At 69.0% G+C, this 16,968-nt stretch carries 15 protein-coding genes; 6 read left to right on the top strand and 9 right to left on the bottom strand.

What is annotated here, in order from left to right:
- A partial coding sequence (locus tag TSB10GB4_RS23415) for an SRPBCC domain-containing protein (RefSeq protein ID WP_256376587.1) occupies positions 1-124 on the bottom strand: 124 nt, incomplete at its 3' end.
- Positions 125-392: 268 nt separating this feature from the next.
- On the opposite strand from TSB10GB4_RS23415, the gene TSB10GB4_RS23410 reads away from it, so the two are divergent.
- Genes TSB10GB4_RS23410 through TSB10GB4_RS23400 form a run of 3 tightly spaced genes read left to right on the top strand, consistent with a single transcriptional unit; the run spans position 393 to position 3,092 of the window.
- Positions 393-1,355 (top strand): class I SAM-dependent methyltransferase, encoded by a 963-nt coding sequence (locus TSB10GB4_RS23410; RefSeq protein ID WP_186397711.1) that lies wholly within the window; start codon positions 393-395, stop codon positions 1,353-1,355.
- On the top strand, positions 1,352-2,200 hold the full coding sequence (locus TSB10GB4_RS23405) for an RNA methyltransferase (RefSeq protein WP_186397710.1): 849 nt from the start codon (positions 1,352-1,354) through the stop codon (positions 2,198-2,200). The genes TSB10GB4_RS23410 and TSB10GB4_RS23405 overlap by 4 nt, the downstream gene beginning before the upstream one ends.
- Positions 2,201-2,225: 25 nt before the next feature.
- The gene (locus TSB10GB4_RS23400) at positions 2,226-3,092 is read left to right on the top strand and encodes an SDR family oxidoreductase (RefSeq protein WP_186397709.1); all 867 of its coding nucleotides are present in this window, start codon (positions 2,226-2,228) and stop codon (positions 3,090-3,092) included.
- Positions 3,093-3,123: 31 nt separating this feature from the next.
- Here the strand turns inward: TSB10GB4_RS23400 and TSB10GB4_RS23395 are convergent, their stop codons facing one another.
- From TSB10GB4_RS23395 to glpK, 3 genes are all read right to left on the bottom strand, one after another.
- The gene (locus tag TSB10GB4_RS23395; protein ID WP_208984947.1) at positions 3,124-4,026 is read right to left on the bottom strand and encodes a DMT family transporter; all 903 of its coding nucleotides are present in this window, start codon (positions 4,024-4,026) and stop codon (positions 3,124-3,126) included.
- An 8-nt stretch (positions 4,027-4,034) separates the two neighbouring features.
- A complete protein-coding gene (locus tag TSB10GB4_RS23390) occupies positions 4,035-4,973 on the bottom strand; it encodes a bifunctional helix-turn-helix transcriptional regulator/GNAT family N-acetyltransferase (RefSeq protein ID WP_186397708.1) in 939 nt (312 codons plus the stop codon).
- Between the two features lie 176 nt (positions 4,974-5,149).
- The gene (gene glpK / locus TSB10GB4_RS23385) at positions 5,150-6,664 is read right to left on the bottom strand and encodes a glycerol kinase GlpK (RefSeq protein WP_186397707.1); all 1,515 of its coding nucleotides are present in this window, start codon (positions 6,662-6,664) and stop codon (positions 5,150-5,152) included.
- Between the two features lie 214 nt (positions 6,665-6,878).
- Between glpK and TSB10GB4_RS23380 the strand changes: the two genes are divergently transcribed.
- Positions 6,879-8,066, top strand: a complete 1,188-nt coding sequence (locus TSB10GB4_RS23380) for an MFS transporter (RefSeq protein WP_186397706.1) — start codon at positions 6,879-6,881, stop codon at positions 8,064-8,066.
- A gap of 118 nt (positions 8,067-8,184) precedes the next feature.
- Here TSB10GB4_RS23380 and TSB10GB4_RS23375 read toward each other — a convergent pair whose 3' ends face one another.
- Complete coding sequence (locus tag TSB10GB4_RS23375) at positions 8,185-8,385, bottom strand: cold-shock protein (protein ID WP_186388935.1); 201 nt, start codon at positions 8,383-8,385, stop codon at positions 8,185-8,187.
- Positions 8,386-8,778: 393 nt separating this feature from the next.
- Here TSB10GB4_RS23375 and TSB10GB4_RS23370 point away from each other — a divergent pair, with 393 nt between their 5' ends.
- Positions 8,779-10,383 carry a B12-binding domain-containing radical SAM protein gene (locus TSB10GB4_RS23370; protein WP_186397705.1) on the top strand — a complete coding sequence of 535 codons (1,605 nt, stop codon included), beginning with the start codon at positions 8,779-8,781 and terminating at the stop codon, positions 10,381-10,383.
- Between the two features lie 25 nt (positions 10,384-10,408).
- Here the strand turns inward: TSB10GB4_RS23370 and lepA are convergent, their stop codons facing one another.
- The 4 genes from lepA to TSB10GB4_RS23350 form a co-directional block, all read right to left on the bottom strand.
- Complete coding sequence (gene lepA, locus TSB10GB4_RS23365; protein ID WP_186388933.1) at positions 10,409-12,214, bottom strand: translation elongation factor 4; 1,806 nt, start codon at positions 12,212-12,214, stop codon at positions 10,409-10,411.
- A 129-nt stretch (positions 12,215-12,343) separates the two neighbouring features.
- Positions 12,344-13,411, bottom strand: a complete 1,068-nt coding sequence (mepA, locus tag TSB10GB4_RS23360; protein WP_244571018.1) for a penicillin-insensitive murein endopeptidase — start codon at positions 13,409-13,411, stop codon at positions 12,344-12,346.
- A gap of 113 nt (positions 13,412-13,524) precedes the next feature.
- Positions 13,525-14,562 carry a patatin-like phospholipase family protein gene (locus tag TSB10GB4_RS23355; protein ID WP_186397704.1) on the bottom strand — a complete coding sequence of 346 codons (1,038 nt, stop codon included), beginning with the start codon at positions 14,560-14,562 and terminating at the stop codon, positions 13,525-13,527.
- A gap of 153 nt (positions 14,563-14,715) precedes the next feature.
- Entirely contained in the window at positions 14,716-15,528 is an 813-nt protein-coding gene (locus tag TSB10GB4_RS23350) for a carboxylesterase (RefSeq protein WP_186397703.1), read from the bottom strand.
- Between the two features lie 129 nt (positions 15,529-15,657).
- On the opposite strand from TSB10GB4_RS23350, the gene TSB10GB4_RS23345 reads away from it, so the two are divergent.
- On the top strand, positions 15,658-16,881 hold the full coding sequence (locus TSB10GB4_RS23345) for a glycosyltransferase family 4 protein (protein ID WP_186397702.1): 1,224 nt from the start codon (positions 15,658-15,660) through the stop codon (positions 16,879-16,881).
- The last annotated feature ends 87 nt before the right edge of the window (positions 16,882-16,968 follow it).

Here is a 16,968-nt window from a genome sequence, read left to right as displayed (position 1 = left end):
GGTCCGAAACCTGCTCAAGCTCCTCGCAGCCCGGTATGCAACGACGCAGAACATCCGCATCGTTCAGCGCCAACCAAACAGCCCCACGGCCCGCCAACAATCGATACTCGCCAACCAAATCCATGGACCGCCAATCCCTTGTTGCGACGCCCGCCTCGCGGGACGTCGACCCTTTCCCTAAGCTTGGCCAAGCTGCCTCCGCCTTTCAAGTGCTTGCGAGAAAATCGGCGACAAACTTCTTCTTGCCGCAGCGCAGCACAGGCCTTGCCCTGCGAGGCGATTGACCCGCGCCGTGAACCGCCCTAAGGCCAACGGAAACGGCGCCACCCGAAGGTCGCCGTCAGTTCCTGCCCGGCCGGCCGCCGGGCCGTTCGAGAAGGCAGTCCGTTCCCGTGTCCGTTCGCCCCGCCCTGCCCGGCTCCGATCCCGCTCCCGCCCCCGCCGGCAAGCCTCCGGCCGCCTGCTGGCCGCTGATCCTGGAGACGCGCGGCTGGGACGACTATGCGCTGCTCGACTTCGGGCACGGGCGCAAGCTGGAGCGCTACGGCCGCATCGTCGTCGACCGCCCGGAACCCCAGGCGATGGGCGCGCCGCGCCTGCCGGAAAAGCGCTGGCTGTCGGCCGATGCCGTCTTCACCGGCAATGACGAGGACGACGGGCCGGGACGCTGGCGGCTGAACCGCGACCTGCCCGAGACCTGGCCGATGCGGTTTCACGACGTCCACTTTCTCGGCCGTTTCATGTCGTTCCGCCATGTCGGCGTGTTTCCCGAGCAGGCCGCCCACTGGCAGTGGATGGCCGAGCGGGTGGCAGCGCGCAAGGCCGCCGGCGGCAAGCCGATGCGCATCCTCAACCTGTTCGGCTATACCGGCCTTGCCTCCTTGGTGCCGGCCGCCGCCGGCGCCGAGGTCACCCATATCGATGCCTCCAAGAAGGCGATCGGCTGGGCGCGCGAGAACCAGGCGATGTCCGGCCTCGACCATCTGCCGGTGCGCTGGATCTGCGAGGACGCGGTGAAGTTCGTCGCCCGCGAGGTCAAGCGCGGCAACCGCTATGACGGCATCCTGCTCGATCCGCCGAAATACGGCCGCGGCCCCAAGGGCGAGGTCTGGGACCTTTACGAGAGCCTGCCGGCCTTGATGCCGATGATCGAGGAGATCCTGTCGCCGGAAGCCGATTTCCTGGTGCTCACCGCCTATGCGATCCGGGCGAGCTTCCTGTCGCTGCACGAGCTGATGGCCGAAACCCTGTCGCGGCGCGGCGGCGTGCTTGCCTCCGGCGAGCTGGTGCTGCGCGAGGAAGGCGGCAGCCGCGCGCTTTCCACCTCGCTCTACAGCCGCTGGAGCGCCGCATGAGCACCAACCTCCCGCGCCCCGGACAGGTCAAGCAGGTCACGTCCTTCTCCAATCCGCTGGTCAAGGACATCAAGGCGCTGATCGCCCAGCGCAAGCACCGGCAGAAGAGCGGGCGCTTCGTCGCCGAGGGGCTGAAGCTTGCCACCGACGCGCTGGCCGCCGGCTGGGAGATCGACATGCTGGCGCTCGGCCCGGAGGCGCGGGACAGCGCCCCGGCGCGCGAGGTCGCGGCGACGGCACGGGCGCGCGGCGCCACAATCCTGGAAGTCTCCACCGCTGTGCTCGCGGCGATGACCCGGCGCGACAACCCGCAGATGGTCGTTGGCGTCTATGGCCAGCGCCTGCTCTCCGCAGCGGCTCTGGAGAAAGCCTTCGCGGCCGCGCCGCAGGGCGTATGGGTGGCGCTCGACCAGGTGCGCGATCCGGGCAATCTCGGCACGATCATCCGCACCGCCGATGCGGTCGGGGCGTCGGGCGTCCTTCTGGTCGGCGACACCACCGATCCCTTCGCGGTCGAGGCGGTGCGCGCCACCATGGGTTCGCTGTTCCATGTGCCGCTCGCCCGTCTCACCCGCGAGGCCTTCCGCGAGATCGCCGCACGCTGGCCCGGTACGGTCGTCGGCACCCATCTCAAGGGCTCGTCCGACTATCGCAGCATCGACTATCGCCGGCCGGCGCTGCTGCTGATGGGCAACGAGCAGTCCGGCCTGCCGCAGGAGATGGCGGAGGCCTGCAGCGCGCTCGCCCGCATCCCGCAGGCGGGCCAGGCCGACAGTCTCAACCTCGCGGTCGCGACCGCGGTGATGCTCTACGAGATCCGCCGCGGCGACCTGTCGCTCACCTGACCAGATCCTTTCGGGAGCCAGATCCATGCGCCTTTTCGTCTTCGGCCTCGGTTATTCGGCGGATGCCTTCGTCCGGCGCGTCTCCAGCCGCTGCGAGACGATCACCGCGACCACCCGAAGCGCGGAGAAGGCCGCGCGGCTGGCGGAGCGGGGCATTGCGCCGGTTCTCTTCGACGGCACGGCGCCCGGCAACGAGGTGCGCGAAGCGCTTGCCGATGCCACCCATGTGCTCGTCTCCATCGCGCCGGGCGAGGCGGGCGACCCGGTGCTTGCCCATCACGCTGACGATCTCGCGGCCGCGCGCCCTGAATGGATCGGCTATCTCTCCACCGTCGGCGTCTATGGCAATCACGACGGCGGCTGGGTCGACGAGGAAACGCCGTGCCGGCCCGTCTCGCGGCGCTCGCGCCAGCGGGTCGAGGCGGAGGAGGCCTGGCTCGCCTTTGCCGCCGAGCATGGCATCCCGGTGCAGATCTTCCGCCTGTCGGGCATTTACGGGCCGGGGCGCAATGCCTTCGTCAATTTCGAGAAAGGCACGGCTCGCCGACTGATCAAGCCGGGCCAGGTGTTCAACCGCATCCATGTGGAGGACATTGCCGGCGCGCTGGAAGCGGCGATCGACACTGCTCCGACGACGCGGATCTTCAACGTCACGGACGATGAGCCGGCGCCGCCGCAGGACGTGATCGCCCATGCGGCGGAGCTTTTGGGCGTCGCGCCGCCGCTGGAGCAGGATTTCGAGACCGCCGAGCTGTCGCCGATGGCGCGCTCCTTCTACGGCGAGAACAAGCGGGTCTCCAACGACCGGGTGAAGCGGGAGCTCGGCTACGCGTTCCGCTATCCCGACTACCGCACCGCGCTCGCCGCGCTGCACCGCGACGGCTGGCGCTGAGGCGCGGCCAGGGTCTGGGTGTCGGTGTGGGTCACGCACTGCCGCCGACCGGCAGGGGCGGCGCCGGTTTCCGACCCCGGCGCTGCGCGACGGCGGTGGCGGCAAGGCTGCCGACGACCAGCACCATGGCCACGGCCAGCGTCAGCGTCGGCGTCGCTCCCAGGAACAGCACCGACAGGACCACCGCGGTCACCGGGCTGAGGCCGAGAAAGGCGGTCACCACCGCCGCCGGCAGCCGGCTCAGCGCGTAGAGCCAGAGCAGGAAGCCCGCGCCGCTCGACAGGCCGACGAAGCCGACCAGCATCACGGTGCGCCGCGACCAGTCGGCCATCGGCAGGCCCTGCCCTTCGAGAAGAGCCATGACACCGAGCGGCAGCAGCGAGGCGAGCATGGCGATGACGCTGACCTTGGCGACGCCGCAGCGCTGCAGATAGGGCCGGTAGAGATGCGAGCACAGCGCACCGGTGAGCGTTGCCAGCGCCGCGCAACCGACGCCGATCCAGTCGGAGGCGAGCATCCGGCCCGTCAGCGCCTCGCCGGCCAGCAGGATACCGACGCCGACGACCGACAGCAGGATCGAGGCGAGTTCCAGCGGCGAAACCCGTCCGACGGCAAAGCGCAGACCAACAGCCAGCGTGACGATGGGCAGGGTCGCGAAGACCAGCGCCACCCGCGGCGAGCCGGTATGCAGCACGGCGACGTTGAGCAGGCCGACCAGCACGCCGAACTGGCCGATGCCGATCAGGGCCACGGGAAGCATGTCGCGCCGGGCCACCGGCGCGCCGGAAGAGAAGAAGGCCACCGGCAGCAGGATCAGCAGGGCGATGGCATAGCGCAGGAAGCCGAGCCGCCCCGCGCCGACCTCGGCAACCACCGCTTCGCTCGCCACGAGGGCCGCCCCGACCTGCAATCCGGTGAAGATCGCGCCAAGCACGGCCCCTCTCACAGCTCGCGCCCCCAGTTCTGGCCGACCAGATCATGGCCGAAGCTGTGGTGGTGTTCTTCCTCCAGCAGTTCGAAGCCGGCCGCCTCGTAGATGCGCCGTGCCGAGGTGAGGATGTCGTTGGTCCACAGCACCATGCGCCGATAGCCGGCACCGCGTGCAAAGCGCAGGCATTCCTCGACAAGGGCACGGCCAAGGCCGCGCCCGCGCGCCGCCGGATCGACATAGAGCAGGCGCAGCTTGGCGACCTCGTCGTCCTGGCGCACGACGAAGACCGAGCCGACGGCCTCGCCCTCCATCTCGGCGATCCAGCAACGCTCGCGCGCGGGATCGAACTCGCGGACGAACTTGCCGGCGATCTCGGAAATCAGCCCTTCGAAGGTCCAGTCGAAGCCGTATTCCTGCGCATAAAGCGCCGCCTGCCGGTAGATGACCCAGCCAAGATCGCCGGGCCGCGGATCGCGCAGGATGAAGGCGCGGGTGTCGGGCATGTCGCCAAGCAGCCGGCGGATGCGGGCCATCGCGCCGGTCAACTGGCCGCGTGCCTCCGCCGGCAGCCCCGAGAGCAGGCTCGCGACCTCGCGCGCGGAAGCCTCGTTGAGCCCGGCGAAGACCTCCCGGCCCCGCTCGGTCAGCGTCAGCGCCAGCCGCTTGGCGTTCTCGGGCGAGGGCGTGCGGGCCAGCAGCCCGTCGCTCTCGAGCCCGGACAGCAGCCGGCTGAGATAGCCGGCATCCATCTGCAGGATGTCGCCAAGGTCTCGCGCCGAAGGCGGCGCATCGGGCCGGGCGTTGGCGAGTTCGTAGAGAATGCGCACCTGGGCGAGTGAATAGTCGGAGGCGAGCATCCGCTCGTTCAGCGCGCCGACGAGGCGGGTGTGGAAGCGGTTGAACTGGCGTATGGCGGCGACGTCCGGATCCTGCAGCGGCGAGACAGGCATGTTGACGATCTCCTGACTATATTGCTTCAGTCAACTTATCGGGCGAGCCAGCCGCCGGTCAACGAAAATGACGGGATCGGAACTGCGGGAAAGACGAAGCGCGGAGCCTTGGTGAGGCTCCGCGCGGTGTTCTCAAGCCTGCACTGTACGGCACGCCGGCCGCCAGGACTCCCGCGTCAGGCGGCGCTGCGGGTCCGGCGCACGGCATCCTGCCAGCCGGCATAGAGCGCCGCCCGCTCCGCCTCGGCCATGCCCGGCTCGAAACGGCGGTCGAGATGCCAGTTGCCGGAAAACTCGTCCATTCCCGGCCACACGCCCGCCTTGTAGCCGGCAAGCCAGGCCGCGCCGAGCGCGGTCGTCTCCAGCACCTGCGGCCGGTCGACCGGTGCGCCGAGCACGTCGGAGAGGAACTGCATCGTCCAGTCCGAGGCGGTCATGCCGCCATCGACGCGCAGCACGATGCTCGCCGTATCGATGCCGCCCGTGTCGATGTCCGCCGCATCGGCCCGCATCGCTTCGATCAGGTCACGGGTCTGGTAGCCGACGCTTTCCAGCGCTGCGCGGCAGAAGTCGGCCGGGCCGCTCGCCCGCGTCAGGCCGAACAGCGCGCCGCGCGCGTCCGGGTCCCAATAAGGCGCGCCCAGGCCGACAAAGGCCGGCACCAGGTAGAGGCGGTTCTCCGGGTCGGAAGCCTCGGCCAGCTTCTGGCTTTCGGCCGCCGTCTCGATGATGCCGAGCCCGTCGCGCAGCCACTGCACCGCGCTGCCGGCAACGAAGATCGAGCCTTCCAGCGCATAGGTGGTGCGCCCGTCGAGGCGATAGGCGATGGTCGACAGCAGCCGGTTCCGCGAGGCGACGCGGGTCTCGCCGGTATTGAGCAGCGCGAAGCAGCCGGTGCCATAAGTCGACTTGACCATGCCGGGGCGGAAACAGGCCTGGCCGACGGTCGCCGCCTGCTGGTCGCCGGCAACCCCGAGGATCGGCAGTGCCGCGCCGAAATGCTCCGGATCGACCGTGCCGAACGCGTCGGCGCTGTCCTTCACCTCCGGCAGCATCGACAGGGGCACGCCGAGCAGGCCGCACAGTTCCTCGTCCCAGCGGTTCTCGTCGATGTTGTAGAGCAGCGTGCGCGAGGCATTGGTCGCATCCGTCACATGCGAGCGGCCGCCGGTCAGCTTCCAGATCAGCCAGCTATCGACGGTGCCGAACAGCAGTTCGCCGCTCTCCGCCCGCGCCCGCGCGCCTTCGACATTGTCGAGGATCCAGGCCAGCTTGGTGCCGGAGAAATAGGGATCGAGCAGCAGGCCGGTCTTGCGGGTGAACAGGTCCTCGTGGCCCTGGCGCTTCAGGGCGGCACAGAAGTCCGCCGTGCGGCGGTCCTGCCAGACGATGGCGCGGTACACGGGCTCGCCGGTCTTGCGGCTCCACACCAGCGTCGTCTCGCGCTGGTTGGTGATGCCGACAGCGGCAATCGCCGACGCCCCGCCCTCGATCCCGGCCAGCGCTTCGCGGCAGACGGCGAGCGTCGAGGTCCACAGATCCTCCGGCTCGTGCTCGACCCAGCCGGAATGCGGGAAATGCTGAGGGAACTCCTGCTGCCCCACGGCAACCGACCGGAAGGCGCCGTCGAAGACAATCGCCCGGCTCGATGTGGTGCCCTGGTCGATTGCGAGTATGTGTCCGCCGCTCACGCGTCTCCTCCGAATGTTCGCTTTCTTTCTTTATTTTCCAGTTGGACAATCAAATGAAACCAAAAACCCGTCAATCGAAAATCATCTCTCCCTCTGAGCCGCCAGTTGCAGGACGGGTGCGCGTGATCGACGCAAGGCCCGGGCACTGATAGTCTCGCCAAACTGCCGTACCGCCGGATCGCCGGCAAGCCTCCCGACCGGCCGCCGCTCCGCCATGTCCAGTGCCTCCAAGACCCGCTCGCTTTCCCTGCTGACCCTTGCCGTCATCGCCGCACTGTCGCTGTGGTTCGTCTCGGCCGCGATCCTGCCCGAGATGCTGGCCGAGCATCCGATCACGCCGGTGCGCCAGGCGCTGCTGTCGAGCGCCGTGCAGGTGGGCTTCGTCGTCGGCGCGCTCGCCTCGGCCATTCTCGGCCTGCCGGACCGGCTGCATCCCGGCCGGCTGTTCGCCGCCTGCGCCGCGCTGGCGGCGCTGGTCAACGCGGCGCTGCTGGTCCTGCCCATCGGCGGCACGGGAGCGATTCTGGCGCGGGTCGCCACCGGCGCCCTGCTGGCCGGTGTCTATCCGGTCGGCATGAAGATCGCGGTCGGCTGGGGCTTGCGAGATCGCGGCTTCCTTGTCGGCCTGCTGGTCGGCGCGGTGACGATCGGCTCGGCGCTGCCGCATGTGATCGCACTCGGCGGCGGCGCCGACTGGCGGGCGACCGTGCTCATCGCCTCCGCAGCCTCGCTCATTGCCGCGAGCCTCGCCCTTGCCGTGCGGCTCGGGCCATATCACGCAAGTTCGCCGCGCTTCGATCCGGCGGTGATCCGCCGCGCCTGGACCGACCGGCGCATCCGCCTCGCCTATGCCGGCTATTTCGGCCACATGTGGGAGCTCTATGCCATGTGGACCTGGGCCGGCGCCGCGATGGCCGCCGCCTTCATCCCGGTGCTGGGGGATGGCGAGGGCTTGCGGCTCGCGCGCCTCGTCACCTTCGCCGCCATCGCGCTCGGCGGGCTCGGCTGCATCGCCGGCGGCTGGGTCGCCGACCGCATCGGCAAGGACACGGTGGCGCTCGTCGCGCTCGCGGTCAGTTTCGCCAGCGCGATCGCGGCAGCCCTGTGCTTCGGCGGTCCGGTCTGGCTGCTGGCGGCGATCTTCCTGCTGTGGGGCGCGTCCATCGTGCCGGACTCGCCGCAGTTTTCCGCGCTCGTCGCCGATTTCGCTCCGCCGGAGCAGGCCGGCAGCCTGATGACGCTGCAGACGGCCATCGGCTTCGCCCTGACCTTCGTCACGGTACAGGCGGCCCCCGTCGTCGCCGAACACTCCGGCTGGCCGGTGCTGCTGGCGCTGCTGGCGCTCGGTCCCGCCGTCGGTCTGGTGGCCATGCTGAGGTTGTGGCGCCTGTCGCGCGCCTGAGGGGGATTGCCCCCTTAAACGCAAAAAGCGCCGTGCCTTGTCCGGGCAGCGGCGCTTCGCGCATCACGCAAGTCTTGCGTGAAGGGACGGCTTCGGCCGGGTTCTCCCGGCCGGCGCGTTACAGGACGCGCAGGTTCTCCGCGACCGTGTGGCCGCGCAGATAGGCGAGATCATAGGCCACAAGCTGGCCCTCGCGCAGGCTCGGAACGCCCGACTTGCGCAGTGCCGCCATGTCCACGTGAACATAGTCGCCTTCGTTCGGTTCGATCGCGCCGATACCGGCCTTGTTGTCGAACCACTTCACATTTCCAAGTTCCATAGTCAGTCTCTTTCTTATCGTTCTTGTTTTCGCTTGCACCGCTTTGCGGGTGCCATGCCGTCGCCTGCCCGCCTCCGCCATCGCGAAAGCCGGGCTGCAACAGGTCCATCGCGGTGCGGAACGTATCGCACCGTCGCATGACGATCTGCGCCAGGGTCGTTTCTCGGAACCGCCCGTCCCTCATTTTGCAATGCGAGGGTGACAGGCTTGCGACACCGTTCGGCGCGCGTGGTCGTCGGTCAATGATGAACAAGCACCGTTAACAAATGGTGAGCGCATTCCATTTTGCAAGCCCGATCAAGCCAAGCACCTTGCACACCCCCATCACAAGCGCCGCCGGGTCTGCTATGGTCGCCGCAAGGACCCTCGATCCCCCGAAGGAATTGCGTGAGAATGCGACCAGCCGTCAAAGTCCTGCTGCTCTACCCGCGCTTCCAGGCGGGCTCCTTCTGGAACTACCAGGAGACCTGCAACCTGGTCGGCGCCAAATACCCGGCACCGCCCCTCGGCCTGATCACCGTCGCGGCGATGTTGCCGGAGAGTTGGGAACCGCGGCTCATCGACCGCAACACGGCGGAACTGCGGGACGAGGACCTTGCCTGGGCCGATGTCGTCTTCACCGGCGGCATGCTGCCGCAGCAGTCCGACACGCTGGCGATCATCGCCCTGTGCAAGGGCGCCGGCATTCCGGTGGTGGTCGGCGGACCGGACGTGACCTCGAGCCCGGATCACTACGCGCAGGCCGACTTCCGGGTCATCGGCGAGGCCGAGGGCATCTTCGGCGCCTTCCTCGAGGCGTTCGAGCGCGGCGAGCGGAGCGGCACGTTCGAGGCCGAGAAGTTCAAGGCCGACGTCACCACCACACCGGTCCCGCGCTTCGACCTGCTGAACTTTTCCGATTATGTGCAGGTCAACGTGCAGTTTTCGCGCGGCTGCCCGTTCACCTGCGAATTCTGCGACATCATCGAGCTCTACGGCCGCAAGCCGCGCACCAAGGGCAGCGCGCAGATCCTGGCCGAGCTTCAGGCGCTGTACGACCTGGGCTATCGCGGCCATGTCGATTTCGTCGACGACAACCTGATCGGCAACAAGAAGGCGGTGAAGGCCTTCCTGCCCGATCTCATCGCCTGGCAGAAGACGCATGGGCGCCCGTTCGAACTGTCCACCGAGGCTTCGCTCAATCTGGCGGACGACCAGGACCTGCTCGAAATGATGCGGCAGGCCGGGTTCTTCATCGTCTTCGTCGGGATCGAAAGTCCGGACCCGGACGTGCTGGTCGCCACCCGCAAGAAGCAGAACACCCGGCGCGACATCGCCGCCAGCGTGCACAAGATCTACGAGGCCGGGATTTTCGTCATCGGCGGCTTCATCGTCGGCTTCGACGAGGAGAGCGACCGGGTGGCGGACGAGATCGCCGGCCTCATCGAAGAGGCCGCCATTCCCGTCGCCATGACCGGACTGCTCTACGCCCTGCCCAGCACCCAGCTCACCCGGCGGCTGGCGGCACAGGGCCGGCTGCATGCCGAGTTCGACGTCGCCGATCCCAACCACGAGCAGGGCGACCAGTGCACGGCGGGGCTCAATTTCGAGACCCTGCGCCCGCGCGCGCAGATACTGGGCGACTACCGGAAGGTGATCGAACGGGTCTACTCACCCGAGGCCTATTTCGGCCGGCTGCGCAAGATGGTCTCGCTGCTCGACATGAGCGGCCCCAATGGCGACGTGCTCAACGCCCGCCTGCCAAGCGATGTAAGGAAGCTGGGCAAGCTCGTCTGGTCGATCACCCTGCGCAAGCCCGAGCATCGCGGCCACCTGTGGCGAATGATTGCCTTCACGCTGCGGCACAACCCGCGCGCCCTCAACCCGATGCTGCACATGGTGGCGCTCTACGTGCATCTCGGCCCGTTCTCGCGCTTCGTGCTGCAGCAGATCGACACGCAGATCGCCGAGATCGAGGCCGGCAACTGGCAAGCGCCCGCCCTCGTCGCCGCCGAATAGGCGGCGGCGCAAGGCAGCGTGCGGGTCAGGAATCCATCTTCAGGGCCTTGATGAAGGCTTCCTGCGGGATCTCCACCTTGCCGAACTGGCGCATGCGCTTCTTGCCTTCCTTCTGCTTTTCCAGAAGCTTGCGCTTGCGCGTCGCATCGCCGCCATAGCACTTGGCGGTGACGTCCTTGCGCAGCGCCGCGATGGTCTCGCGGGCGATGACCCGGGCGCCAATGGCCGCCTGGATCGGGATCTTGAACATGTGCCGGGGAATCAGGTCCTTCAGCTTCTCGCACATGGCGCGGCCGCGCCGGTCGGCCTGCGTGCGGTGGACCAGCACGGAGAGCGCGTCGACCGGCTCGGCATTGACCAGGATCGACATCTTGACGAGGTCGCCCTCGCGATAATCGGTGATCTGGTAGTCGAAGGAGGCGTAGCCCTTGGAGATCGACTTCAGCCGGTCATAGAAGTCGAAGACCACCTCGTTCAGCGGCAGGTCATAGGTGACCATGGCGCGGTTGCCGACATAGTTGAGGTCGATCTGCACGCCGCGCCGCTCCTGGCACAGGGTCAGGATCGCGCCGAGATACTCGTCCGGCGTCATGATCGTGGCGCGGATCCACGGCTCCTCGATCGTGTCGATCTTCACCGGGTCCGGCATGTCGGCCGGATTGTGCAGCTCCTTCAGCGTGCCGTCGGTCAGGTGCATGCGGTAGACGACCGAGGGCGCGGTGGCGATCAGGTCGAGGTCGAATTCGCGCTCCAGCCGCTCCTGGACGATCTCCAGATGCAGGAGGCCGAGGAAGCCGCAGCGGAAGCCGAAGCCGAGCGCCGCCGACGTCTCCATCTCGAAGGAGAAACTGGCATCGTTGAGGCGCAGCTTGCCCATCGCCGCGCGCAGGTCCTCGAAATCGTTGGCATCGACCGGAAAGAGGCCGCAGAACACCACCGGCTGGGCCGGCTTGAAGCCGGGCAGCGCCTGCGCGCAGGGCTTGCGGTCGTCGGTGATCGTGTCACCGACGCGGGTGTCGGCCACTTCCTTGATCGAGGCGGTGATGACGCCGATCTCGCCGGGGCCGAGGCTGTCGACCGACAGGAATTTCGGCGTCATGACGCCGACCCGGTCGATCTCATAGGCCGCGCCCGTGCCCATCATCTTGACCTTCTGGCCCTTCTTCATCGAGCCGTCGATGATGCGCACCAGCACCATGACGCCGAGATAGGCGTCGTACCAGCTATCGACCAGCAGCGCCTTCAGCGGCGCGCCGGGATCGCCCTCGGGCGCCGGCAGGCGGTTGACGATCGCCTCCAGCACGTTCTCGACGCCAAGGCCGGTCTTGGCCGAGATCATCACCGCTTCGGAGGCATCAAGGCCGATCACGTCCTCGATCTGCTGCTTGACGCGCTCGGGCTCGGCCGCCGGCAGGTCGACCTTGTTGAGCACCGACACGATCTCATGATCGTTGTCGATGGCCTGGTAGACATTGGCGAGCGTCTGCGCCTCGACGCCCTGGCTGGCGTCGACGACGAGCAGCGACCCTTCGCAGGCGGCGAGCGAACGCGACACCTCATAGGCGAAGTCGACATGGCCCGGCGTGTCGATCAGGTTCAGCTTGTACTGCTTGCCGTCCTTGGCGTTGTAGATCAGGCGCACGGTCTGCGCCTTGATGGTGATGCCGCGCTCGCGCTCGATGTCCATCGAATCGAGCACCTGCTCCTTCATCTCGCGCTCGGTCAGCGTGCCCGTCATCTGGATCAGGCGGTCGGCCAGCGTCGATTTGCCGTGGTCGATATGCGCCACGATCGAGAAATTGCGGATGTCGGAGATTTTCTGCGTGCTCATGCGCGCCCATTTACCATCGCCGGATGCGCCGGCAAAGCGGATTGCGCGGCGCAGCATCCAAAAAACACGGCAAAACCACGCGACCGGCCCGATCGCGCCGCAAGCCGCGCCCGCAAGCGGCCAACACCCTCACCTTGCCACCAGAACCTCGGTGCAGGCCTCGGGCAGGGCCGACAGGGTCATGTGCTTCTTCTGCACCGGGGCCGCGGGCTTGTCGGTCTTTTTCGGCTTCTTCGGCACCCAGGGCTCGTCGGACAGCCAGGAGACCAGTTCGGCGCCGCAGCCGTCGCCCGGCGGCGGCGCGTCCTGATCCTTGCAGCCGACGCTGCCCGCCGGACAGGCGATCCGCACATGGAAGTGGTAATGGTGGCCCCACCAGGGCCGGACCTTGCGCAGCCAGCCGCGCTCGCCGGTCTCGAAGCGGCACAGCGCCTGCTTGATGCCCGGATGGACGAAGATGCGGGAGACCTGCGGATCCTGCGCCGCGCGGCGGATCAGCCGCGCATGGCTGTCGGTCCATTTCGCCGGATCGACGCCGCGATCGGCGCCCGGCAGTTCGGACGGCCCCTTCAGCATCGAGATCGCCGTCATCGTCTCGCGCTCCTCGCGCGACAGGGTGCGGCCGGGCATCGGCGTCAGCCAGATATCGGCGTCGAGGCCGATCTGGTGGCTCGAATGGCCGGAGGTCATCGGCCCGCCGCGCGGCTGGGCGAGGTCGCCGACGAGCAGGCCGCTCCAACCGAGCGCCGGGGCGTCGCCGGCCAGCCGCTGCAGCATGGCGACCAGGTGCGGATGGCCCCAGTTGCGGTTGCGCGACAGGCGCATGACCTGCCAGGTCGGCCCGTCGACGGCAAGCGCCGTGGCGCCGGCGAGACAGCCCTTGGCATAGGAGCCGATGGCGCGGGCGGCGAGCGGGGCCGGCGCGCGCACCGCGCCGAAAAGGTCCTTGGCGACGGCGCCGGGCCGCACCGCCGACGCCGGCAGGCCGGAGGGCGCGGCGGCAAGCTGCAGGGGCGCGGCGGCGGCCGGCTTCTCGCGCGGCAGCGGCGTCGCATGGGCGGCCGACACGGCGGCGAGCGCCGCCAGGGCGCCGGCCAGCAGCGGCAGGCGCGACAGGCCCGCCAACAGGCCCGGCAGGCCCGGCAGGCGCACCAGTCGACCCCGGCTGGCAATGGCTGCTGCATGCATGCGCGTCATGGCCGGCTCCTTTCGCTGCCCGCACCGGCGGTTTCCGCCAGTGGTGCCCCGGACAGTGTCGCGCCGGAGCGTTTACGCCTGGTTAACCATACCGCACCGAAGCGGCGCGCGGGTCAGTCCTCGCGCTCGCTCATCTCCTCCGCCAGCCGGTCGAGCAGCAGCGTGTTGTCGCGGATGATGCGGTCGGCGACGCCGTTCAGCTCGATGATGTTGCCGGGGCGGGTGTTGTCGATCGCCTCCGCGCCCTCCGGCAGTTCGCCGTCGAGGCGCACGATCTCGCCGATGCCGGCGGCCGGCAGCAGCCGCTCGGCCTGATAGGCGGCGGTGGTCGACTGGCCATGCGCGAGAATCGACAGCAGCGGCACGCCGTTGGCCGGCAGCAGCCAGCCGAGCGGCCCCCAGGACGCCGCCTCGCGGAAGCTCCAGGACCGGTGCCTGTCGGCGCCGGTGCCGAGCGACAGGATGGTGATCCCGCCCGGCTCCCAGTCGAGCTTCATCGCCTCCAGCCAGACCGCCAGGGTCGGGTTGTTCATGACGACGCCGCCATCGATCAGCACCCGCTCGTCGCCCTTGGTCAGGTTCTCCGCGCGCATCGGCTCGAAATAGACCGGCGCGGCCGTCGTCGCCCGCACCGCCTGCCAGAAATAATAGTCGTCCGGCCGGCTGCCGTCGCTCTGGCGACCGTTGGTCATGAACACCGCCTCGCGGCGGCCGATGTCATAGGCGGTCAGGACGACGCGGGTCAGCGCCGATTGCAGCGAGGTCCAGCCGAGCTGGTCCTTGAGCATGCGCTCCAGCGGCCGTTCGTCGTAGCGCTCGTCGAGAAGCGCGCGCGGGTTGGCGACGAACCGCTCGAACAGGCTCTTGCGGCGGAAGATCTCGCGCGCCTCCACCTCGAAGAAACGGCGCAACTCGGCGATGCCGGCCGCCGGAGCGCCGCCGGTGTCGTCGGGGCGCGGGGCGGCAAGGCCGGCGGCGATCAGCCCGCCGATGGAGCTGCCGCCGATCATGTCGACATAGCGGTGCAGCGGCTTGCCCTTGCCGCGCATGCGCAGCCGCGCCTCCAGCGATTCCAGGATCCGCAGCGGAATCAGCCCGCGAATGCCGCCTCCGTCGATCGCCAGGATGAAACGCCTGCGTGCTGCCGCCATGGATTGCTTGCCTCCGCTCGCTGCCCCGTATCGCCCGCCGAACCGGTCGACGGATGCCGATCATGCCGCGCCAAGCCTTTGCGCGAAATACGACAAACCGATGACCCGAGCTGCAGAAAGAGCAGGCAGGCGGAGGGAGGCGGGTGCGACGGATCAGCCGGCCTTCGCCTCGGCCTCGGCGGCGCGAACCTCGACGGCGGCAATCAGCCGCTCGATGTCCTGCGGCCGCGACAGCCGGTGGTCGCCGTCCTTGATCAGGGTCAGCACCACATCGTCCAGCGCCAGGCACTCGGTCAGCCGCAGCGCGTGGCGCCAGGGCACGGCATCGTCGCGCTGGCCCTGCAGGATGGTGACCGGGCAGCCGGTCTCGATCAGGCCGCCGAGCAGCAGGTTGTCGCGGCCGTCCTCGATCAGGGCGCGGGTGATCACATAGGGGCTGTCGTCATATTCCGACGGGCGCTCGAAACGGCCCTCGCGCAGGATCGTCTCGCGGATCTCGTCGGTGAACTCGTGCTTCCACATCAGCTCTTCGGTGAAGTCCGGCGCCGGGGCGATCAGCACCATGCCGGCGAGCGGCGCGGCCGCCACCGGCCGGGCGGCGAGCGCGCGGGCCAGCAGCAGCGCGATCCAGCCACCCATCGACGAGCCGACGACGATGGTCGGCTCGCGGCAGAAGGCCTCGTGCACCGCCCGCGCCTCCTCGGCCCAGCGCGAGATCGTGCCGTCCTCGAACGCGCCGCCCGAGAGGCCGTGGCCGGAATAGTCGAGGCGCGTGATGGCGCGGCCGGTGGCGCGCGCCCAGGTGGCGAGCTCCTCGGCCTTGGTGCCGGCCATGTCGGACTTGAAGCCGGACAGCCACAGCACGCCGCAGCGCCCCGGCGCGCCCTCCTCGCGCAGCACGGCGATGCGCCGCCTGTCGGCGCCGACCTCGATATGGCGCACCTGATCCTGAGCCTCTCCGTCCATCGCTGCCTCCGCCTGCCTCGCTCTCTTGCCTGATTGCCGCCCGATGTGGCACAGGTCGCAAGCCTTGAAAAGTCCGCGCCAGAAAACTCCGCGCCAGGCTTTCGCTCGCCCCATCCGACAGGAGCCGCCGTGACCCGCCGAACCGTGCTGCAAGTCATCCCGGACCTCGACACGGGCGGCGCCGAGCGCACCACGGTCGACGTGGCGCGGGCGCTGGTGGCGGCCGGTCACCGGGCGATCGTCGCAAGCCGCGGCGGCCGGCTGGTGGCGGAGCTTGAGGCGGCCGGCGGCGAGCATGTGACGCTGCCGGTGGGACGAAAGTCGCCGATTGCGATCTGGCGCAATGCCGGCACGCTGGCCCGCCTTGCGCGGGCGGAGGGGGTCGACCTGATCCATGCCCGCTCGCGCGCGCCGGCCTGGTCGGCACTGATCGCCGCGCGGCGGCTGGATCTTGCCTTCGTCACCACCTATCACGGCATCTACAATCAGACCAATGCGTTGAAAGGGCTCTACAATTCTGTGATGGCGCGGGGCGACGCGGTGATCGCCAATTCCCGCTACACGGCCGCGCTGATCGCCGAGCGGCACCCTTTCGCGACAGACCGCCTCACCGTCATCCATCGCGGCTCCGACCTTGCCGCGCTCGATCCCGCGTCCGTTTCGCCCGAGCGCCGGCAGGCGCTGGCCGATGCCTGGGGCCTTCAGGCCGGCGAGCGGGTGATCCTCAACCTTGCCCGCCTGACCCCCTGGAAGGGCCAGACGGTGCTGATCGACGCGCTGGTGCGCCTTGCCGCCTCGGGCGAGGCGCCGGCCGGCTGGACGGCGATCCTGGCCGGCGACCCACAGGGGCGCGAGGCCTATGTGGCGGAGCTGAACTGGCGAATCGCCAATGCCGGCCTCGGGAACCGGGTGCGGCTGGTCGGCCACTGCGCCGATGTCGCCGCAGCCCTTGCCCTTGCCGATGTCGCCGTTGTCGCCTCGATCGAGCCGGAAGCCTTTGGCCGGGCCGCCGTCGAGGCGCAGGCTGCCGGCGTGCCGGTGGTCGCGACCAACCTTGGCGCCGTGCCCGAGACGGTGCTGGCGCCGCCCGATGTCGCGGAGGACCAGCGCACCGGATGGCGCGTGCCGGCGAACGATGCCGCAGCGCTGGCCCGGACGCTTTCCGAGATGCTGGCGCTCGCGCCGCAGAACCGCGCGGCGCTGGCCGCACGGGCGCGCGCCCATGTGCGCCGCGACTTCACGGTCGAGGCGATGTGCGGGGCAACGCTCGCCGTCTACGAACGGCTGCTCGGCGCCGGCTTGTCCCCGGACGATCCCGGCGCGGCGGCCAGCCGGCGAAGCGAAAGCGGTTGACTCCGCGCCGGTTTCGCTTGATTTTCTTGGCATGGCGCCCTGCGGCGTGCCAAGTTTTCCCCGGCGCCCGGCGTTCGGGGTATTTGT

The sequence above is a fragment of the Stappia sp. TSB10GB4 genome (assembly GCF_900185745.1).
GTDB lineage: Bacteria > Pseudomonadota > Alphaproteobacteria > Rhizobiales > Stappiaceae > Stappia.
The sequence above is the reverse complement of the archived record's forward strand: the minus strand, read 5'-3'. Positions and strand labels throughout refer to the sequence as shown.